The sequence below is a fragment of the Sediminibacillus terrae genome, assembly GCF_009602435.1.
GTDB lineage: Bacteria > Bacillota > Bacilli > Bacillales > Amphibacillaceae > Sediminibacillus > Sediminibacillus terrae.
Genome location: NZ_VZDQ01000026.1, coordinates 212531 through 234286, shown reverse-complemented (window position 1 = coordinate 234286; position 21756 = coordinate 212531). Strand labels below are relative to the sequence as shown.

Here is a 21756-nt window from a genome sequence, read left to right as displayed (position 1 = left end):
GCCCAACTTTATTTTTGCTAAAGACTATGGAAAGACGGAGTGAATCTAATTGGAACAACAAGCTGTCAGGCAAAGTAATTTTATCTACTGGGCTTCAGGAATTGTGTCGATTTGTGGAATCGTATTCGAAGTGCTGTTTGGTGCACTTGGATCTTATATCCTTGGAGATGGCGTCAAGCAGTACACATTGGTCATCTCTTTTTTCTTGACTGGAATGGGAATCGGGGCAAGCATAAGTGAAAAAGTGATGAAGCATTTATTGATTGCTTTTGTCTATATTGAATTTCTTGTCGCGTTGATCGGCGGGTTTTCCAGTTTTGCCATGTTCGGAATTACAGCTTTTTCTCCTGATGGATCCGACGCATTGTTTTTGTATATCATCACATTGACTGTCGGAGGGCTGACAGGTCTGGAATTGCCGATTTTAATCAGGAAAGCTAACGAAATCGGTGTCACCTTGAATCGTAGTACCGCCCGGGTATTGTTTTCTGATTATGCAGGAGGCTTGATAGGGGGACTTCTGTTCGTGTTTTTTCTTCGCCCGGCTTTGGGAATGGTGAAAAGTGCATTTTTTGTTGGCTGTATCAATCTTTTGGTCGCGCTTGTTGTATTATGGCTTTTCCGGAAGGAGATCAGTCGCATAACCGTTCACTTTTTAGTTGGCGGCGTCATTCTGGTGGCACTTCTGCTGGGCTTCTTGTTTGGGGAGGAGATGGCGTTTACCTTTGAACAAAAACTTTATCAAGATCCTATCATTCATATGGAAGAAAGTCAGTATCAAAAAATCATTTTGACGAAAGACGGCAATGACACCCGTTTGTATTTGAACGGGGGACTGCAGCTTAGCTCTATCGATGAATACCGCTATCATGAGGTGCTTGTCCATCCCGCCATGGCACAAGCCGACAAGCATCAGAGTGTATTGATTTTAGGTGGCGGTGATGGGATTGCTGCCAAGGAGGTACTGAAATATCAGGATGTGGAAAACATAACACTGGTGGATTTAGACCCAGCAGTCGTCGAACTTGCAGAACAGGAGCCGCATTTGTTGGAATTGAACCAGGGATCGTTGCAAAATGAAAAGGTAGACATCATCCATCAGGATGCCTTTCAGTTTCTGGAAAATACAGATCGCTGGTTTGATGTGATTCTTGTTGATCTTCCCGATCCGAATGACGAGAGTTTAAATAAATTGTACACAAAAGAGTTTTATTCGCTTGTCCGGAATCATTTACGCCCTGAAGGATCTTTAATGGTGCAGGCGACCAGTCCGGTATTTGCGAGAGACGTATACTGGACCATATCCGAAACGATTGCAGCGACCGGATTGAATATAGAAAATTTCCATGTCGATGTCCCCAGTTTCGGGAATTGGGGATTTGTGATGGGAAGCCGGCAGGAAATTCATGTGAACGATTTGGGAATAAATGTGCCTGTTCGATTCCTCACTACCGACATGCTCCCTGGTTTAACTGAGTTCGGTAAGGATGAAGGCAATCCAATGGAAGCGATGGAAGGAGGAGGCGATACTTCCGAACTACAGCCGAATACGTTGATTGATCCGAATCTTATTCAAAAGTACGAAAGAGCTTGGGAAAACTATTAAAAATGATGAAAAAGGGTATAACGTTTGAATAGAGCATTTTGTCTTGCTAGGATGAAATTAACGATAAACTATGAGGAGTGAGAGAAATGAAAGTGTCTTTCCACGGTCAATCAGCTGTGAAGGTAGTGACGGAAAAACATAAGATTTTTATTGATCCATTCATCACAGGAAATGGAGCATCCGACCTTGATGCAAGCAAGGTCGAAGCGGATGTCATTTTGCTGACGCATGGTCACAACGATCATGTTGGTGATACCCTCGATATCGCTAAACGGAATGATTCTCTGGTAGTGGCACCGAACGAATTGGCAAACTACTTGTCATCACGGGGGTTGAATACCCATCCAATGCATATCGGCGGTGCTCATCAGTTCGATTTTGGGAAGGTCAAACTCACGCAGGCATTTCATGGTTCTGCTTTCACGGATGAAAATGGCGAGAGCATTTACACCGGGATGCCGGCTGGAATTCTGTTGACGGTAGAGGGGAAAACGATTTATCACGCAGGTGACACAGGTCTGTTTTCCGATTTGAAATTAATCGGTGAGAGGAATGAAATAGACCTTGCATTACTGCCGATAGGTGATAATTTCACCATGGGACCGGAAGATGCGTTGGTCGCTGCGGAATGGGTCAATGCGAAGCAGGTTGTGCCTATTCACTATAATACATTTCCATTGATTGAGCAGGACGGGGACGCATTTGCAGAGAAAGTGAAACCTGGAAAGGGCATAGCACTTAAACCGGGTCAATCGATTGATCTTTAACAGATATGATAAGAGCTTCTGCCTGATACGGCGGGGGTTCTTTTTTTATTGAAAATCATCAATTTCATTGCTCGTGGTTAATCGACGGCAGGAACAGCCTCGTAAAGCTCCTGCGCCTCCCCCTTCGAGGTCTTAAGAGGCAGGGACAACTTAAGCATGGCCATTAAAGCAAAAACCAAATCAAACTCCAAGTGCTCATCGTGTACCTAAGCGGTTTTATTCCATCCAACGGAGGCGAGGAGCGCAGACTCCGGAGGAATGGGCGCGAGCCGAAGATCCACTTGGTCAAGCGATCTTCTTGACCAAGTTGGCTGAGGCCGTGCCCGCGGCAAGCATCGACCGATAAGCGATTCGTCTAGATTAGAAAGGACTTTTTCAGTGGCCACTGACGAATCGTTCGGTTTTTATTTGGTCACGAGTGAAAATCACACCGCCACATGCGAAAGTGAACCAAATACGCTTGGAGAACGTCGGAGCAAACAGGAGAAGCATCGGTGAAAACAGTGAGCGACTGCGGGTTTTGCTTTTGAAGAGCATGTACCTTCTGGACGACGCATACAATAGTACAACCAAACAGATGGGGGTGAATAGGTGAAACAGTATGCATTGTTGAGAATATTGTTGGCTTGTTTCTTTTTATACGTGGCTTGGCCGGAAATCGGGAGACAGGCAGGCCCGGCTGCGGGATACTTCTGGGCGGGCTGGCTCGCGTTTTTCCTTCTTGTCGCAGGGGCAAATCTGGCTACACTTTTACAAATGACCAAGCCTCCGGTCATGGAACAAGGAAATGAGCGACGGGTGGCAACTGGTAAAAATTGAAGGCAGCGCCGAACATCTGTATAATAACAAGTAGATAAAAATTATTAGTACAGATGAAAGAATGGTGAATGGCTTGGCTACCAAACATGAACAAATCCTCGCGTTCATTGATTCACTGACAGTCGGACACAAAATTTCCGTAAGACAGATCGCAAAAGAGTTGAACGTCAGTGAAGGAACAGCTTACCGTGCTATCAAAGAAGCGGAAAATCAGGGGATGGTCAGCACGATCGAACGTGTCGGCACGATTAGAATAGAAACGAAGAAAAAAGAGAATTTTGAGCATTTAACGTTTGCAGAAATAATCAGTATTGTCGACGGCCAAGTATTAGGCGGGAGAGAAGGGCTTCACAAAACGTTGAATAAGTTTGTGATCGGTGCCATGAAACTGGATGCCATGATGCGGTACACCGAAAGAGACTCTTTGTTGATCGTCGGCAACAGGGTGGGTGCCCATGAACTGGCAATCCAGGAGGGGGCGGCCGTACTGATAACCGGTGGTTTTGATACAGATGAACATGTAAAACGGCTGGCAGATGAAAAAAAACTCCCGATTATATCGACCAGTTATGATACCTTTACCGTTGCAGCCATGATCAACAGAGCGATTTATGACCAATTGATAAAAAAAGAAATTGTCCTTGTCGGAGATATCTATACTTCGAAAAACGAGGTCGTTTTAATGACAGCGAAGGACAAACTGGCAAAATGGTATCAATTGAATGAACAAACAACACACAGTCGCTATCCGGTTGTCGATGAAAACAATCGTGTCATCGGCATGGTGACATCCAAGGATATAATAGGAAAAGACAAGTCTATTTCTGTAGAAAAAGTGATGACCAGGAATCCGATGACTGTGCAAAAGGAAACATCGTTGACTTATGCTGCCCATATGATGGTATGGGAAGGAATCGAAATCATGCCTGTTGTCGGACCCTCTCAAAAGTTGGAGGGGCTTGTTTCCAGACAGGATGTGCTAAAAGCGTTACAGCACATACAGCGACAACCACATGTTGGAGAGACAATCGACGATCTTGTTACAAGCAGGCTGGACGTTGTGGAGGATGGGGACAGCCCGGCCATTTACCGCTCGGTGGTCACTCCACAAATGACAAACCAGCTTGGCACATTATCCTACGGTGTGTTCACTTCCTTTGTCACCGAAGCTTCGAGCAGGCTCCTGCGACAGTATAAAAAAGGCGATTTAGTAGTGGAAAATCTATCGATTTACTTTATCAAGCCGGTGCAATTGGAAAGTATGCTGGAGATTCGGCCTAGGCTGCTTGAGGCCGGAAGAAAATTCGCAAAGGTGGACATCGAAGTTTTCAACGAGAAAGTGTTAGTCGGAAAGGCCTTGTTGCTTGCCCAACTGATCGACAGATAGAGTGAGACGCCGGCCGCAGAGGGCCGGCTCCAAGCAGGCTGCTCCTGCTTCTTCATATACATATATTATCTTGAAAGCCTTTTTTGTTCTTTCCGGTAATGGCGTGCACGTTTATAACCATCCACCAATTGCATGGCACCCAGCAGGAAAAAGACAATCCCGATGTATAGGGCGAGCTGTGTCTGGTAATACAGGTATTGGTTTACACCGAAGAACACAACAAAGATGCCTAAGCAGATTTTTCCTTTGGCATTCATATACAATTGATTCAATGTATCGTTACTTCTGAGAATTGCTACCTTATAATAGACGTACAAAATTAAGGAAACCATAATGATGATAGGGAAAATTACCATGAAAAATCTACTCCTAACCTTATTTTACAACGTCTCCATTGTAGCTTTTTTTCACTCGTTTTGCTAGGACTAAAATAAGATTATTCCAAAGGGAGTGTTTCGATGAAAAACAAGGAAATACTAGAAAAAATCAAGCAATACCAGACAATCATTATTCATAGGCACGTGAGGCCCGACCCGGATGCCTTCGGTTCCCAAGCCGGATTGGGCGAGTTGATCAAGCATTCTTTTCCCGAAAAAGCTGTCTATCTCGTAGGTGATGAGGACCCTTCTCTCAGTTTTTTGGCAAAAATGGATACAGTGACAGATGAATTATATGAAGCAGCACTAGTCATAGTATGTGATACCGCCAACCAGGCACGGATCGCAGATCAACGTTACAAGAAAGGCAAAGAGCTGATCAAGATCGACCATCATCCTGATGTGGACCCGTATGGCGACTATGCCTGGGTGGAAACAAAGGCCAGCTCTACCAGTGAAATGATATATGAGTTGTATGTAGAAGGAAGAGATATGGGGTTTGCTTTCAATGATAAGGCGGCTCGGTTAATTTATGCAGGAATAGTAGGGGATACTGGAAGGTTCTTATTCCCGAGCGCTACCAAGAAGACCTTTCAATATGCCTCTGAACTGGTCACGTATGAGTTTGACCGGCCAAAGCTTTACGATGCTCTTTATAATACCAAACCAAATGTAGCAAGGCTGAAAGGGTATATCCTCCAGCACTTTAAAATCAGCGAGGCCGGTTTTTGCAATGTAAAAATCCCTCGGAAAACTTTGGAAGAATTTGGAGTCACCTCTCTTGAAACGAGCCAGTTCGTGGGAATCCTTGGAGACATGGAAGGAATCAAAGCATGGGCTTTCTTCGTGGAAGAGGAGGATATTATTCGTGTCCGACTTCGTTCAAAAGGACCGGTAGTGAATGAAATTGCTGCGAAATACAATGGCGGAGGCCATCCGATGGCTGCAGGTGCTACCGTAACAAACTGGGAAGAAACAGAAAACGTTATAAGTGATATGGAGAATGTGTGCGCGAGCTATAAATTCGATTAATGGGCCGAACATCTGAAATCAGGACTGCTCTTGCCATGAAGGCAGCGATGAGTCCTGATTTTATTTATGTGGAGAAATCAAGAGAAAGGTGTAATTTCAGGGTTGGAGCGATAACGAGTTGGTTGATGCTCGCTGTATAGTCGATATCCTCGACACGATAGACGGTGTTTTCGAGCGTGGAAATCAGTAATTGATCATTTTCGGACAAACTTGCGATGTCCTGGCCGACCACGCTGGCAATCTCTTCTTTTATAGCATCCTGCAACTGGTGGACAATTAGCCTGTCGAGTTTTAGTTGCTCGGCGTTGTCGATTTCGACCACAATCGACTTCACTACCACTTTTTCCTTTGTTTTTTCATCCAATTCCTTTTCGTTTTCCAACAGTGCTTCATTTTGTTTCTCCAGTTCTGCTATTTGTGATCGTAAATTCATATTATCTTCCAGCCATTTTTCATAATATTGACCGTACATATATAAGTAAATGATAAAGGCAACAATGGCGCCAAAAAATCCTCCTGCAAAAAATCGCTGCCAGCTTTCTTTTTTATAATAGGGAGGTATGTGCATTTATTCTATATCCTCCTGCGTGAACCACTCGATGACGAGGATGGAAGTTTGCACGCCTCCCATGGCTGTCACAATGAGCAATACTTGCTTTACGATGTCCAGGGTGGAACCTTGAAAAATCCCCTTTTCAAAATTGGAAATGGCATCGAACGTCCCCCCGATAGCAGCTACGATAGCCCATATCCTCAATTTTCTTGCGACAGTTGTGACCGATGTCAAAGGCGGATCACCCGTGGCCAAATAACCGATACTGCCTATGATCGATCCCCCCATGATCACCCCTAAAGCGATGAAATAGCAGTGGATCAGGGAGAACACAAACCTTTCCTCCATACTCCTTTCCTCCCCTCTCAACCTTTTAACATCCGAATGACAATCGGTGTGCGGGTTCTCTTTTCAGTTTATGAGGAGAAAAGACAAGTTATGATAAGCGGTTATCATTTAATCTGGCAAACCTATCGGCTATAATAGGATAGTAAGGTAAAGGAAGGTATTATATATGGATTTCTCACATTTACAAGTGCGAAGCGGCTACAGTTTAATGAAAAGCACCATACATATAAGTCAGTTGGTGGAAAAAGCGGGAGAATTGGGTTATGAGTCTCTCGCATTGACGGATGATGCAGTGTTTCATGGGGCTGTGCCATTTTACCAGGCTTGTGTTGCCAAGGGAATCAAGCCCATTTTGGGTATGGCGGTGGAACTGGAAGACGAGCGGTTGCCCTGCATCCTGCTGGCTCAGAATAATCAGGGCTATCAACAATTGTTGAAGCTGAGCACGGCGCTTCAGTTGGAAGAGACACAGTCGACAACGATGGAACAATTGGATGGCTTTGTTGAAGATGTGACAGGCATCATTCCTATAACGAAAAACTGTCTGGAAAGCTTTCCTTTCGAACGATTGGCAGGTTTATTCAAACAGTGTCAACAATTGTTCAGTCAGGACGCCTTTTATTTGGGAATCGATTGCAGCATCGGGGAATCTGCTCACTTGGAAGATTGGAAAATGTTCAGCAAAACGACCACCATTCCGGCGGTAGCTGTTAGTAATGTACGTTATTTACGTGAAGGCGACCGCCATGCGTATGACGTTCTTCTATCAATGAGAAATGGCGAGAAATGGGCACCTGAAACAAAACACGACGATACAGCCGATTTTCTGAAATCAAAACAAGAATTGCGGAATGCGTTTCAATTCTGGCCGGAGGCACTGGAGAAAACCGGTGAAATAGCGGCTGAATGCAATGTCGAGCTTCAGCTTGACGGGAGGATGCTGCCGTCTTATCCGGTTCCCGGAGAAGGCTCGGCAGATGAATATTTAACTAAATTGTGCTATGATTTTATTTTTGATAAATACGGACATGTGTCTGAGCAGGTTAAACAACGCCTGGACTACGAGTTAGAAGTGATCAATTCGATGCAATTCAGCGATTACTTCCTAATCGTTTGGGATTTCATCCGCTTTGCCAAACAAAATGGAATCATGGTCGGGCCTGGCCGTGGATCTGCTGCAGGTTCACTTGTTGCATATGTGTTGGGGATAACGGAAGTGGATCCAGTCAAATACGACTTGCTGTTTGAACGTTTTTTGAATCCGGAACGCGTATCGATGCCCGATATCGATATCGATTTTTCCGATACCAGAAGAGAAGAAGTTATCCAGTATGTAAAAAACAAGTATGGGCCTGATCATGTTGCGCAAATCATCACCTATGGAACATTTGCGGCACGTTCTCTGATCAGGGAGCTGATCAAAACATTGCAAATTGATCAACAGGATGCGGCCTTTATATTAAAGGAGATTCCGCAACATACTTCACAATCGATCAGTGACATCGTCAAGGCCAGCGAACCGATAGTGAATTATGCCAAACAGTCGCCGAAACTGCAGGTGCTGTTCAAGGTTGCATCACGGCTGGAAGGCCTGCCTCGCCATATTTCGACTCATGCTGCGGGGATAGTGATCAGTGAAGAACCGTTGGTCCGACATGTCCCGTTAATAGCTGGTCATAACGGAGTGGCATTGACACAATTTGCGATGAAGGAGTTAGAGGCAATTGGTTTGCTGAAAATGGACTTTTTAGGTTTGCGGAACTTGTCGCTGCTCGAACGAATAACCGAATCAATCGAGCGGAAGGAAAAGCTGGAAATCGACTTGAAAGATATCCCTCTGGATGATGAAGCAGCGTTTCAATTGCTACGCCGGGGACAAACCAATGGGATATTCCAATTGGAGTCGAAAGGAATGCAAAGTGTGCTGCTGGACCTGCAACCGACATCGTTTGAGGATGTTGTGGCAGTTAACGCATTGTACAGACCGGGTCCCATGCAATATATATCGGTATATGTCAACCGCAAACATAACCGCGAAAGCATAGAATACCCCCATCCTGATTTGAAGCCGATTTTGGAAAAAACATACGGAGTGCTTGTTTATCAAGAACAAATTATGCAGATTGCCAATAAAATGGCTGGATTTTCGTTGGGACAGGCAGACATTTTGCGGAGAGCTGTAAGCAAAAAACAGCATGGTATCATGCAGGAACAAGAGCAAGCTTTCCTCAAAGGGTGTCTTGCCAATGGTTATGATCAAAAAGCTGCACGCCAGATTTTTGACTGGATCGTCCGCTTTTCCAATTACGGCTTCAACCGGAGCCATGCGGTGGCATATAGTATGATTTCTTACCAGCTTGCTTATTTGAAGGCCCACTTTCCTGCTCATTTCATGGCGGAAATCATGGGTGCGGCTGCAGGACATCAGGAAAAAATCCAACTATATATAAATGAAGCCAAGCAGTTGGGAATCAAAGTGTTGCCACCTTCGATCAATAGAAGCTTCGGCAGATTCCATGTCGAGAACAGCCATATTCGTATGGGAATGTTGTCGATAAAAGGGGTAGGCGGTCAAGCAGTAAGGGAAATAGTGCAAGGAAGAAAAAACAACGGCCCCTACAAAAATCTTTTTGATTTTTGCATGCGTGTCTCTTTGAAAACCGTGAATCGTTCTGTCATAGAATCTCTTATCTTGGCAGGGGCCTTTGATGAAAGCAATGCCAACCGGGCAAGCCTGCTCGGGACAGTCGACCAGGCGATGGAGCAGGCGGAATTGTTCGGTGAGTTCGGTGACCAGCCTTCACTCTTTCAGAACAGTCTGGAATTGGATGTCACCTACAAGGAAACAGAAGACTTCTCTGATATGCAAAAACTAACCTTTGAGAAGGAAGTGCTCGGGATCTATATATCGAGTCATCCTTTGGCAAAGTACAGGGAAAAACTGAGGAGTGCAGGGTATATGCTTCTCGAAGACTCGGTGGATTTCGCGGGGAAAAACAATCTTAAAGCAGGGGCGGTCGTCCAGGAACTGAAAAAAATCAGAACCAAGCGAGGCGATCCGATGGCCTTTATGACGATGGGGGATGAAAAGGCGCAGATGGAAGCCGTCATTTTTCCAGAACTGTATCGTCAGGTCAGCCCCTGGCTGGAGGAAGAGTCTATAATCCTCGTCAAAGGAAAAGTTGAACTACGAAATGATCGTTGGCAGTGGCTCCTGTCCGAAATCCTTCCGTTCGACGAAGAACAATTGGAAGTAAGCGGCCAAAGGAGATTGTTTTTGAAAGTGGAGGAGCACAATGAAGAACAAGTTTTATCGCAAATACGAAAAGTAGCCGACATATTTCCGGGAAGCAGTCCGGTCATCATTTATCATGCGGGACGCAAAAAAACGTATCAGTTGTCAAGCAGCTACTGCATGCAGATCAACAAGAAAAGCCTGGATAACCTTTATCAATTGCTCGGTAAAGAAAACGTAGTGGTCCGGAAGTAAGGAAAGGGAATCGGCGGAGTTTCACGGTGTAATAAAGTCAACCTTTACACCGATATAGCTTTTGTTATAATAGAGTAGTTAAGTGGTCAGACCAATTTGAATCAGTTGAAAAACGGCCGGAACGATAAAAGGAGCGGATCGGAGATGTCTAATTTAAGGGATGAGGCATTACATATCCATCGGGAAAATCAAGGGAAGTTGACAACGCAGACAAAAATTCCGGTGAGAAATGCCAAAGATCTCAGTTTAGCTTATTCGCCGGGAGTGGCGGAACCTTGCAAAGAGATTTATGATCGGAAAGAAGCGGTTTACGAATACACAATGAAAGGCAATATGGTAGCCGTTGTCAGCGATGGTTCAGCAGTCCTTGGACTCGGGAATATAGGCCCGGAAGCTGCACTTCCGGTTATGGAAGGGAAATCGGTCCTGTTTAAAAGCTTTGCCGGTGTAGATTCCTTTCCGATTTGTCTTGATACCCATGATGTGGAAGAAATTATTCAAACAGTGAAACTGATGGAACCGACCTTTGGTGGAGTGAACCTGGAGGATATTGCGGCACCCAATTGTTTCATTATCGAAGAAAGATTGAAAAAAGAAACGAACATCCCGATTTTTCATGATGATCAGCATGGCACAGCGATTGTGACGGTTGCCGGTCTATTGAATGCTTTAAAATTGGTAGATAAGAAGTTTTCTGATATAAAAGTGGTGGCCAATGGGGCCGGAGCTGCCGGTATCGCAATTATCAAGCTCTTGCATAATCTCGGTGTCAGAGATATTATTATGTGTGATTCCAAAGGGGCCATCTTTGAAGGAAGAAACTATGGGATGAATGGCGTCAAAGATGAAGTAGCGAAAATCACCAATAAGGAACGCGAGGAAGGAAAGCTGGAAGAAGTCATGGCGGGAGCAGACGTGTTCATCGGTGTTTCTGTCGGTGGATTGCTTTCCAAAGAGATGGTGGAAAGTATGAATGATGATCCGATCATCTTTGCAATGGCTAATCCAGATCCCGAAATCATGCCGGAAGATGCCAAAGCTGCAGGAGCAAGGGTCATTGGTACAGGCCGGTCAGACTTTCCGAATCAGGTGAACAATGTGCTGGCGTTTCCTGGAATATTCAGAGGAGCCCTCGATGTGCGGGCGACTCGAATCAATGAAAAAATGAAAATTGCAGCTGCAGAAGCTATTGCAGCTTTGATTACTGAAGATGAGTTGAACGCTGATTATGTCATCCCTGCTCCTTTCGATTCTCGCGTAGCTCCCGCAGTGGCGGCTAGTGTAGCAAAGGCTGCTATGGAGTCCGGTGTGGCAAGGATTCAAGTGGATCCGGAGCAGGTTGCTGAAAAAACCCGCAGACTTACAATGATCGACGAAAAGTAAATAAAAGCATGCTGCAGCCTGCGCTGCGATGAGCGAAGCTCCATGTGAAAGGAAAGCCTTGGCGTCAAACACCAAGGCTCTCCTTGTTGACCTTATACGAGCTGCACGGTCCGGAAGCTTTGAACAGGGAGTTTGTTTTTTGGAAGGGGGGTTCTTATCGTTTCGAAGCCGGAGAAAATGAAGGTTTATGAAGAAGTGCTCAATGAAATCCGCGATTACATTGAGGGAAATGATTTGTCGCCGGGGGACAAGCTGCCTTCTGAAAGAGAGTTGACAGAGCATTTAGGTGCTGGCAGATCGTCCGTCAGAGAGGCACTCCGTGCTATTGAATTGCTAGGGTTAATTGAAACGAGAAGAGGAGAGGGAACCTTTTTGAAAATGTACCAACCGTATCATACAGTAGAGCTGTTGTCGTCGTTCATTTTACGGGATTCTAACACAAAACAGGATATCGTTTTGTCAAAGCGGATTATTGAAAAGGAAGCAGCCAAACTGGCGTACAGCCACCTATCCGAAGAAGAAACGAAAGAGCTGCAGCATGTCCTGGAAAGGGAGCAATTAACTGCAGAGCAGGCTCATTATCAGTTTTTCTTGATCATTTTCAATAGCGGGGAAAACTTTCTGCTGCAAAAAATATGGCACTTATTGAATGATTTTTCTTATGCAGCGGAGAATGTTTCCTATGACAAGCAATTTTATCATCTGCTTGTACATATATATATGGATGGTAAATATGAAGATATTGAAACACTTTTCAGCAGTTTGCAGCGGGAGGCAATATCAAAAGCCGAATGAAACGTGTGGAGAAGGTTTCAAACGAGAGTTAAAAGGAGGGATCATCCTTGCTTAAAGACTTTTTTAGCAAGAAAAGAAAGTATGCATCTATACCGAGAGAGGAAGCGAAGCAAGATATTCCTCAAGGCTTAATGCAGAAATGTAAAAACTGTCAAAAAATATTTTACCGAAAAGAATTGATAAAAAACTTGAATGTCTGCCCTAATTGCGGTTATCATCACCAAATGCCTGCTTATGACAGGATAGCTTCTTTATTTGATGAAGGAACGTTCGAGGAATGGGACAAAGAGTTGACATCAGCTAACCCTCTTCGTTTTCCCGATTATGAAGATAAGCTGGAGAAAGACCGCCAGAAAACAGAATTGAACGAGGCGGTCGTGACAGGAGCAGGAGAAATTGACGGAAAAAAAGCGTCTGTGGCAGTCATGGATTCAAGGTTCCGGATGGGAAGTATGGGTTCCGTCGTAGGAGAAAAAATAGCGAGAGCCATCGAGAAAGCGGGAGAGCATTCGCTTCCGTTCATCATATTTACAGCTTCGGGTGGAGCGAGAATGCAGGAAGGTGTACTCAGCCTCATGCAAATGAGCAAAACCTCTGTAGCAATCCAGCGTTTCAGTGCAGGTGGCGGTTTGATGGTTTCTATTATGACCAACCCTACCACAGGAGGGGTTTCGGCCAGCTTTGCTTCGTTGGGGGATTATAACTTTGCCGAGCCGGGGGCACTGATCGGTTTTGCAGGAAGACGAGTGATCGAACAGACAATCCGCGAGAAACTTCCGGACGATTTCCAGACGGCAGAGTTCCAATTGAAGCATGGCCAGTTGGATAAGGTGATTGCTAGACACGACATCAAGCAAACATTGTCAACTTTGCTTGATATCCATCAGGCAAGGGAGGAAAGGTCATGAAGCAGGTTTTGGAGTTTGAAAAACCAGTGGTGGAGTTACGTGAAAAAATCGCCGAATTGAAGACATATACCGAGGATAGCGAAATCGATTTAACAGATGAAATTTCTACAATGGAAAAACGCCTGGAAAATTTGGAGAACGATATTTATGAAAATCTGAAACCGTGGGACAGGGTGCAGATTGCCCGTCATTCGGAAAGACCCACGACCCTGGATTATATCGAGTTGCTCTTCACCGATTTTTTGGAATTTCATGGGGACAGGTTGTATGGCGACGACGAAGCGATGGTCGCCGGAATAGCGAAATTCGATGGCAAGCCTGTCACGGTGATCGGTCACCAGCGAGGAAAAGAAACGAAAGAAAATATCCGGCGGAATTTCGGTATGCCTCATCCTGAAGGATACAGAAAAGCACTTCGCCACATGAAACAGGCTGAGAAGTTTCACCGTCCGATCATTTGTTTTATCGACACGAAAGGGGCATATCCAGGAAAAGCAGCTGAAGAGAGAGGACAAAGTGAAGCGATTGCCAGAAACTTGATGGAAATGGCAGGTTTGCAAGTACCGATCATATGTGTCGTGATTGGAGAAGGCGGAAGCGGTGGTGCACTCGCACTGGGAGTCGGCGATAAGATCCACATGCTCGAAAATTCCACTTATTCCGTCATTTCGCCTGAGGGTGCAGCTGCATTGCTATGGAAGGACTCCGGTCAGGCTCAACGAGCTGTCGAGACGATGAAAATCACATCGTATGACTTGAAGGAATTGAATATCATTGATGAGATCATTCAGGAAGTACGTGGCGGGGCTCACCGTGATGTCAAACAACAGGCCGGGTATATCGGAAAAGTGTTGACAGATTCCTTAAATGAGTTGGGAGATCTGTCTAAGGAAGACTTGTTGGAAAAACGATGGGAAAAGTATAAACAAATTGGAGATTATGCAGAATTAGATTCCGAATAGTTTCAATGAACTTGCTGTCCCGGCGCCAGTCAGGACAGCTGTTTCTATGCCGTCATTCATTCGTCGATGGAAGTTTGGTGCGCGCATCGCCCTTTTCATGTATAATTTTATTTGCTAATATCAGTGTTTTGGATTATCTTGGAATGGGGAGAGGAATTAATAGGAATAATCATAATAAGAGGTGATAACCAATGAAGAAAATTGGAGTGCTGACAAGCGGCGGCGACTCTCCAGGAATGAACGCTGCTATTCGGGCGGTAGTCCGGAAAGCGATTTTCCATGACATGGAAGTATATGGTATCTATAACGGTTACCAAGGTTTAATAGATGGCAATATTAAAAAAATGGAAATCGGTTCAGTCGGAGATATCATCCAGCGAGGCGGGACTATCCTTTATACTGCCCGGAGTGATGAATTTCGTTCCGAGGAGGGAAGAGAGAAAGCGATCGCTCAACTGAATAAGTTCGGAATCGAGGGACTGATCGTCATTGGAGGGGATGGCTCCTTCCGCGGGGCGGAAAAGCTGACACAAAAAGGATATCCTTGTATCGGCGTGCCTGGTACGATTGATAATGACATCCCGGGGACCGACTTTACGATTGGTTTTGATACGGCATTGAACACTGTGATCGAGGCGATCGATAAAATCAGGGATACAGCGACATCGCATGAACGTACATATGTGGTAGAAGTGATGGGCCGTCATGCCGGCGATTTAGCATTATGGGCAGGACTTGCCGACGGTGCGGAAAGCATTTTGATTCCAGAACATGCAGATGACTTTGATGATGTTATTGAACGCCTGAAAAGGGGAAAAGACAGAGGTAAGAAACATAGTATCATTGTTCTTGCCGAAGGAGTCGGTTCTGGAATGGACTTCGGGCAGCGCATCAAGGATGCAACCAATCTAGAAACAAGGGTAACCGTACTCGGCCATACACAGCGCGGTGGATCTCCCACGGCGTCAGATCGTGTCCTTGCCAGCCGACTTGGCGCCAAAGCGGTTGATTTACTGCTTGAGGGGAAAGCCGGAAGAGTAGTCGGCATCCAGGACAACAAGCTGGTGGACCATGACATTCTGGAAATATTGGATGAAGAGCATAAAGTAGATTTCAACATGTACGAGCTTTCCAAGCAACTTTCCATCTAAGAAAGAAATGACAGAAGAGGAATTGAAAGGAGGAAATCAAATGAGAAAAACAAAAATAGTAAGTACGATCGGGCCTGCTTCCGAGTCGGTAGAGATGCTGACCAAATTGATGGAGGCGGGTATGAATGTTGCCCGGTTGAACTTTTCTCATGGAGATTTCGAAGAACATGGACAACGTATCAAAAACATTAGAGAGGCCGCCGAGAAAACAGGAAAAACGGTCGCCATCCTTTTGGACACAAAAGGACCTGAAATCAGAACAGGCACATTGAATGGCGGCGAAGCCCAGTTAACCAAGGGTGATACTGTTTATGTTTCAATGGAAGACATCGAAGGTTCTGCGGAGCGTATTTCTGTAACATATCCTGATTTAATCAATGACGTACATGTCGGTTCTAAATTATTGTTGGACGACGGTTTGATTGAACTGGAAGTACAAGAAATTCTCAAAGAAAAAAATGAGCTCAAGACAAAAGCGCTTAACTCGGGTTTGCTTAAGAACAAAAAAGGTGTCAACGTACCAAACGTAAGCGTGAATCTTCCGGGAATGACTGAAAAGGATGCCAACGATATCGAGTTCGGCATTGAACAGGGAGTAGACTTCATTGCTGCATCTTTTGTGAGACGGGCAACGGATGTTCTCGAAATTCGTGACTTGCTGGAAAAACATGATGCCGGCCATATTCAAATCATTCCTAAGATTGAAAACCAGGAAGGCGTAGACAATTTGGACCATATTCTCCAGGTCAGTGATGGGTTGATGGTCGCTCGCGGAGATTTAGGGGTTGAAATTCCTCCTGAAGAGGTGCCGCTGGTACAAAAGGACATGATTCGCAAATGTAATACTGCTGGAAAACCGGTTATCACGGCAACTCAGATGCTGGATTCCATGCAGCGTAACCCGCGGCCTACGCGGGCAGAAGCTTCTGATGTAGCTAACGCGATCTTCGACGGTTCCGATGCAATCATGCTGTCTGGAGAAACTGCAGCGGGTGATTACCCTGCGGAAGCTGTCCAGACAATGAGCAATATTGCGATGAAGGCAGAGACGGCTATTGACCACAAGGCAATCCTTGATTTGCGTTCGAAAAATAGTGATATGACCATTACTGACGCGATCAGCCAGTCAGTTAACCATTCAGCGATGAATTTGGAAGTGGATGCCATATTGACGCCTACAGTCAGTGGACATACTGCCAGAATGATTTCGAAATATCGGCCGAAAGCACCGATTATCGCCGTGACTTTCGATGAACGGATTGAACGCAGGCTTGCGCTGGTTTGGGGTGTGCAGACAATCGTCGGACAACTGGCACATTCCACCGATGATGTACTGGATGTAGCTATCGACCGTGGAATCAATTCGGGTATGCTGCAGCGTGGCAATCGTGTCATCATCACCGCCGGTGTTCCAGTAGGTGAAAGTGGCACCACGAACTTGATGAAAGTTCACGTTATCGGAGACGTTCTTGCAAAAGGACAGGGCGTCGGTAAGGGCAGCACGTATGGAAGAGCAATTGTAGCCAAAAATGCTGCTGAAGCCTTGGAAAAAGTTAAAGAAGATGACATTCTGATAACGTATGGAACAGATAAAGACATGATGCCTGCTATTGAAAAAGCAAGCGGATTGATCACGCAGGAAGGCGGCCTTACTTCTCATGCAGCAGTAGTCGGCCTTAGTCTGGGAATCCCGGTCATCGTCGGTGTGGACAAGGCTACTGAGTTAGTGGAAGATGGAAAAGATATAACCATAGATGCCAGCAAAGGCGATATATACAAGGGACACGCCAGTGTCCTGTAAAGGAAAGATAAAGAAGAGGTTCTGTTCGGCCTCTTCTTTCTTTTAGTTGAAGAAGATAGTGAACAGGGGAATAAAAGGAGGAAGGGGATAATAAATGTTTCGCTGGATATTGTTGTTTGTATTAATTGTTCCTGCTTTGGAAATTGGCGTACTGGTATGGTCTGGTAACAGGATCGGTCCCTGGTGGGTAGTTTTCCTGATCATTCTTACCGGCGTTATTGGTGCATGGCTCGCAAAGCGGCAGGGATTGGAGACATTGGCCAGAGCAAGACAAGCCATGTCATACGGCCAGGCGCCCAGAGAAGAAATCATGGACGGCATATGTATCCTGCTTGGTGCCGCCGTGTTGCTCACACCCGGATTTATCACCGATGCAATTGGTTTCCTTTTATTGTTACCTGTTACCAGGAAACCAATTAAACGCTGGATGTTGACTATGCTGCGCCGAATGATGGACCGAGGAACCATTACCATTTTTCGCAGGTAGAACAATATACAAGTGGCAGGAACAAAAGCATAGCGACCAAAAATTATAGCCGAACGCTGGTTCGAAAACTCCACATTCGAAACGCCGCTCGGCTTTTCCTTTATAAACGACTGTTTGACTGTCACTTTACAATGATTGGTGGTAGAGACTATGTTACAGGCAAAAAGGAAGGATAGTTTGCTTTTTTCATTTATAGACTCCTCCCTAATATTACCCCTTAATAAATTCCCATAACTGTTTTAATAAGCCGCTTTTTATAAATGTCGTCACTATCACGAGGGCGACTGGCCCTGCCATGAGTCCCCACAATCCGAAAAGTTGAAATCCAACAAACAAGCAAACAAGCATAGCCAAAGGGTCGACCCCGATGTTGGCAGACAAGATTTTCGGCTCGCTGACTTGGCGCTGTATTAGTATAATGCCATATAGTACAGCCAACCCGATGGTCAGACTGTAATTCCCTGTAAAAAAAACATACACAATCCATGGAACAAAGATAAGTCCCGTGCCCACATAAGGTAATAAATCGATAAAGGCTGTAATCAAAGCAATGGTCAGGGCATGGTCGATATTTAAAAGCAGGAGTCCCGTCCAAACTAATAAAAACGTAATGAAAATCAATAGCAGCTGTGCCTTTAAATAACCTATAAACGCCTGTCTCAAGCCAAGATACAATGTTTTGGTACTTGTGGTGAAGGGGGCAGGTAAAAAGCGAAAGAAGGCAGTCTTTAGTTTGTACCAGTCTTTGCAAATAAAAAAGGTGCCCAATAAGGAAAACAACCAAATAGAAAAATAACCTGGCAATTTGATCATTGACTGGGATAGGGCCTGTAACAAGTGCTGTATAACAAGAGCGCCGGCAGCAGCGACATCCTCCCCGAGTTGCTTTAACTGTCCTGTTACCACATCCCGCTGTGAAGGTTCAAGCATATCGACAAGATTATTCATTTTTTCATAAACCGGATGCAAATAATAGGAAGCAAATTCCTCCAGAAAATGAATGAGCTCTACGAATTGTCCGGGAATCCTGGCTGCCAGAAAGCTTGTACCGTTTATCAGTTCCACAATTAAAATGGCCACCAGTCCAGAAGCCAGGACAAGAAAACCTGCCAGCACCAGCATGACCGAAGCAGCGCGCGGAAGCCTTGTCAGGCGTTCTATAAAAGAAATGACTGGATTAAGCATGATTGCTATGATAACCGCTATTATAAAAGGATAGGTATACTTGGCGACATAATACAGGATAATGGCACCGGCCAATGCACAGGCGATCACCAGAATAAAACGAAGCCATCTATATAGTAACGTAGTGCTCAAGTTTACACCTCCCGGGGATTCTTTCATTCACAGGTTGATTCTTGGCCGATTGTGATCAAGTGGATAGGAGCCATGTAACTTTTGCACCAGCCCCTGATATGATAGGATTGACAATGGTTTGGAAATGCAGAGTGGAGGTAACAGCATGTTTAATCAATCGACCATATTTTTACTCATTTTGTTTTTATTAGGATATCTTGGAAAAAACCAATCGATCATGATAGCTGTTTATGTTTTATTGGGCTTACAGCTTTTCAAGTTGGATGACAAGGTTTTTCCTTATCTTGCAGACAAAGGAATCAGCTTGGGCGTGACAGTCATTACAATCGCAGTGCTAGTTCCGATTGCCACTGGTGATATCGGCTTCCAGGATTTGCTGGCCAGCGTAAAATCCTATTATGCATGGATTGCCTTGGCGGCAGGTATATTTGTCGCTTTGATTGCCAAGAACGGTTTGGATTTATTGGCAAATGATCCGCATCTGACGACTGCATTGGTGATGGGGACCATTTTAGCTGTCGTATTTTTTCATGGAGTGGCAGTCGGTCCGTTAATAGGAGCGGGAATTGCTTACATGGTGATGAAATTGGTAGACTTTTTGCTGAAACTTGGATGAATGCTTCAGAGCCCTGTATCTTCCTGCTTGTACATTTTATTGAGGGAAGGCATCAATTATGCCAGCATCCGGATTGTATATAACCCGGATGCTACCTGGAAACTACTTTTTACTCCCGGCTCCTGGGCGACGTATAACCGATTCAGGAGCCGGGTTTATCATCAGCCGCGTCCGCAACTGGTTAAAAGTGCAAAAAAGTTGAAAAATAAACAATGAAACTGGGATTGACAGCAGCCAAACAGGGTGAATTATTTGAAAAATGGACCAATTGTAGTTAATCTATATTTATCGGGTTGTATAGATAAAAATACATAGCAAAATTTGTTCCATTCGACCAAAGGAGTTATCCTGCAGAACCACTGTTTCGACGAATTTCTGGTCAATTCGGAAAAACAACAGGACTTCTAATAGTTTGAGGAAGCAATGCAAGGGAGCTCAAACCCGAAGGTCACTTTCTTCTTATTTAGAAAAGAAAACGTTTCACTTTGTTATCTTTATTGTTTATAATTGAACATGGGGATGAATAGAAAGCATTTTCTATCAATCAAAGCTTGGAAAGTTTTGTCGCTTTCTGACCTTATACAGCAATGCTGGATTGCTGCGCCTGACAGCTCGGTATGCCGGGTTACTTTGCTTGATATCTGATTAGGTTTATGTCTGATATTTTCGAAAAAGCGATGATAGTCGGTCAGGTGCTGCATATGGAAAATACAGGTAAAGGAGAGAGATGCAATGTCAACAACGAAAGGGTTGGAAGGAATTGTAGCTACAGAATCATCAATCAGTTCCATTATTGATGACCAGTTGACCTACGCGGGATACAAAATTGATGATTTAGCTGAAAATTCTAGTTTTGAGGAAGTCATTTTCTTGCTTTGGAATAAGAAACTTCCTTCAAAAGACGAATTGGAACGTTTAACAAAAGATTTATTTTCTAATATGGAACTGCCTGGAGAAATCATCCAGCATTTAAAATCTTATGATCTTAGCACTGTTCATCCAATGGCAGCTTTAAGGACTGCTGTTTCGATGCTTGGTCTTTTCGATCCGGAAGCAGATGAGATGAATGAAGAAGCAAATAAGCGGAAAGCGGTCAGCTTGCAGGCGAAAATCTCGTCTGTTGTGGCAGCGTTTGCGAGAATCCGTCAGGGAAAGGATCCTGTTGCGCCGAAGCAAGGGCTGAGCTACGCAGCTAATTTTCTTTACATGCTTAACGGAGAAGAACCGAAAGATTTAGAAGTCGAAGCGGTGAACAAGGCATTGGTTCTCCATGCGGATCATGAATTGAACGCATCGACATTTACTGCCCGAGTATGTGTGGCGACATTGTCGGATGTATATTCCGGAGTCACTTCCGCAATCAGTGCGTTGAAAGGCCCCCTACATGGCGGTGCCAATGAACGCGTAATGAAAATGCTTACAGAAATAGGGGAAGTCGACAACGCTATTCCTTATATCAAAAAAATGCTGGATAATAAAGAAAAAGTCATGGGAATGGGACACCGTGTATATCGTACCGGTGATCCAAGAGCAAAGCATTTGAAAAAGATGTCTCGCGAATTGACAGAGTTGACAGGTCAGTCAAAATGGTATGAGATGTCAGTGAAAATCGAAGATTACATCAAAGAAAACAAAGGGTTGCCGGCCAACGTCGATTTTTATTCGGCTTCGGTTTACCACAGCCTGGGAATTGAACACGATTTATTCACTCCGATTTTTGCAGTGAGCAGGGTATCTGGTTGGCTCGCTCATATACTCGAGCAGTATGAAAACAATCGGCTTATCCGTCCGCGTGCGGAATACGTTGGACCAAAACATCAAACGTATAAATCGGTTGAAGAGCGCTAATCAAGAAATTTGAAGGATTCAACCAAACTAGACCAAATAGCTTGCAATAAATAAAAAAAGTTTATGATTTATGATACTATTTATCTGATTGATTAATTAAGAGGAGGTC

General features: G+C 44.6%; 19 protein-coding genes. 15 read left to right on the top strand and 4 right to left on the bottom strand.

What is annotated here, in order from left to right:
- The first annotated feature begins 49 nt into the window (after nt 1–49).
- From F6X55_RS16405 to F6X55_RS16390, 4 genes are all read left to right on the top strand, one after another.
- Nucleotides 50–1606: a polyamine aminopropyltransferase gene (locus tag F6X55_RS16405; RefSeq protein ID WP_026569710.1), complete on the top strand. Its 1557-nt coding sequence runs from the start codon at nt 50–52 to the stop codon at nt 1604–1606.
- A gap of 86 nt (nt 1607–1692) precedes the next feature.
- Nucleotides 1693–2373, top strand: coding sequence for a metal-dependent hydrolase (locus tag F6X55_RS16400; RefSeq protein ID WP_153464766.1), 681 nt, complete (start codon nt 1693–1695; stop codon nt 2371–2373).
- A gap of 591 nt (nt 2374–2964) precedes the next feature.
- A complete protein-coding gene (locus F6X55_RS16395; protein ID WP_026569712.1) occupies nt 2965–3192 on the top strand; it encodes a hypothetical protein in 228 nt (75 codons plus the stop codon).
- 73 nt (nt 3193–3265) lie between these two features.
- The gene (locus F6X55_RS16390) at nt 3266–4579 is read left to right on the top strand and encodes a DRTGG domain-containing protein (RefSeq protein WP_026569713.1); all 1314 of its coding nucleotides are present in this window, start codon (nt 3266–3268) and stop codon (nt 4577–4579) included.
- A gap of 65 nt (nt 4580–4644) precedes the next feature.
- On the opposite strand, the gene F6X55_RS16385 is transcribed toward F6X55_RS16390, so the two are convergent.
- Nucleotides 4645–4935, bottom strand: a complete 291-nt coding sequence (locus F6X55_RS16385) for a YtpI family protein (protein ID WP_026569714.1) — start codon at nt 4933–4935, stop codon at nt 4645–4647.
- Nucleotides 4936–5037: 102 nt separating this feature from the next.
- Between F6X55_RS16385 and F6X55_RS16380 the strand changes: the two genes are divergently transcribed.
- Nucleotides 5038–5988, top strand: coding sequence for a DHH family phosphoesterase (locus tag F6X55_RS16380; protein ID WP_153464764.1), 951 nt, complete (start codon nt 5038–5040; stop codon nt 5986–5988).
- Between the two features lie 64 nt (nt 5989–6052).
- Here the strand turns inward: F6X55_RS16380 and ytrI are convergent, their stop codons facing one another.
- Together ytrI and ytrH are read right to left on the bottom strand one after the other, a co-directional pair.
- Nucleotides 6053–6556, bottom strand: a complete 504-nt coding sequence (ytrI, locus tag F6X55_RS16375) for a sporulation membrane protein YtrI (protein ID WP_026569716.1) — start codon at nt 6554–6556, stop codon at nt 6053–6055.
- The gene (ytrH, locus tag F6X55_RS16370; protein ID WP_026569717.1) at nt 6557–6889 is read right to left on the bottom strand and encodes a sporulation membrane protein YtrH; all 333 of its coding nucleotides are present in this window, start codon (nt 6887–6889) and stop codon (nt 6557–6559) included. It abuts the gene before it with no gap.
- A 166-nt stretch (nt 6890–7055) separates the two neighbouring features.
- On the opposite strand from ytrH, the gene dnaE reads away from it, so the two are divergent.
- The 8 genes from dnaE to F6X55_RS16330 all read left to right on the top strand — a co-directional run bounded on the left by dnaE (nt 7056) and on the right by F6X55_RS16330 (nt 17866).
- Nucleotides 7056–10379 carry a DNA polymerase III subunit alpha gene (dnaE, locus tag F6X55_RS16365; RefSeq protein ID WP_026569718.1) on the top strand — a complete coding sequence of 1108 codons (3324 nt, stop codon included), beginning with the start codon at nt 7056–7058 and terminating at the stop codon, nt 10377–10379.
- 144 nt (nt 10380–10523) lie between these two features.
- The gene (gene ystJ / locus F6X55_RS16360; RefSeq protein ID WP_026569719.1) at nt 10524–11762 is read left to right on the top strand and encodes an NADP-dependent malic enzyme; all 1239 of its coding nucleotides are present in this window, start codon (nt 10524–10526) and stop codon (nt 11760–11762) included.
- Between the two features lie 132 nt (nt 11763–11894).
- Nucleotides 11895–12557 carry a FadR/GntR family transcriptional regulator gene (locus F6X55_RS16355; protein WP_237648695.1) on the top strand — a complete coding sequence of 221 codons (663 nt, stop codon included), beginning with the start codon at nt 11895–11897 and terminating at the stop codon, nt 12555–12557.
- A 47-nt stretch (nt 12558–12604) separates the two neighbouring features.
- Nucleotides 12605–13465, top strand: a complete 861-nt coding sequence (accD, locus tag F6X55_RS16350) for an acetyl-CoA carboxylase, carboxyltransferase subunit beta (RefSeq protein WP_153464762.1) — start codon at nt 12605–12607, stop codon at nt 13463–13465.
- Nucleotides 13462–14427: an acetyl-CoA carboxylase carboxyl transferase subunit alpha gene (gene accA, locus F6X55_RS16345; protein ID WP_153464760.1), complete on the top strand. Its 966-nt coding sequence runs from the start codon at nt 13462–13464 to the stop codon at nt 14425–14427. Before accD ends, accA begins: the two co-directional genes overlap by 4 nt.
- Nucleotides 14428–14618: 191 nt before the next feature.
- Nucleotides 14619–15578, top strand: a complete 960-nt coding sequence (gene pfkA, locus F6X55_RS16340) for a 6-phosphofructokinase (RefSeq protein WP_026569723.1) — start codon at nt 14619–14621, stop codon at nt 15576–15578.
- A 40-nt stretch (nt 15579–15618) separates the two neighbouring features.
- A complete protein-coding gene (pyk, locus tag F6X55_RS16335) occupies nt 15619–17379 on the top strand; it encodes a pyruvate kinase (protein ID WP_153464758.1) in 1761 nt (586 codons plus the stop codon).
- 94 nt (nt 17380–17473) lie between these two features.
- Nucleotides 17474–17866: an FxsA family protein gene (locus F6X55_RS16330; protein ID WP_026569725.1), complete on the top strand. Its 393-nt coding sequence runs from the start codon at nt 17474–17476 to the stop codon at nt 17864–17866.
- 210 nt (nt 17867–18076) lie between these two features.
- On the opposite strand, the gene ytvI is transcribed toward F6X55_RS16330, so the two are convergent.
- The gene (gene ytvI / locus F6X55_RS16325; protein WP_161993105.1) at nt 18077–19183 is read right to left on the bottom strand and encodes a sporulation integral membrane protein YtvI; all 1107 of its coding nucleotides are present in this window, start codon (nt 19181–19183) and stop codon (nt 18077–18079) included.
- Between the two features lie 145 nt (nt 19184–19328).
- Here ytvI and F6X55_RS16320 point away from each other — a divergent pair, with 145 nt between their 5' ends.
- Together F6X55_RS16320 and citZ are read left to right on the top strand one after the other, a co-directional pair.
- Nucleotides 19329–19799, top strand: coding sequence for a DUF441 domain-containing protein (locus tag F6X55_RS16320; RefSeq protein ID WP_026569727.1), 471 nt, complete (start codon nt 19329–19331; stop codon nt 19797–19799).
- Nucleotides 19800–20531: 732 nt separating this feature from the next.
- Complete coding sequence (gene citZ / locus F6X55_RS16315; protein ID WP_153464754.1) at nt 20532–21647, top strand: citrate synthase; 1116 nt, start codon at nt 20532–20534, stop codon at nt 21645–21647.
- The last annotated feature ends 109 nt before the right edge of the window (nt 21648–21756 follow it).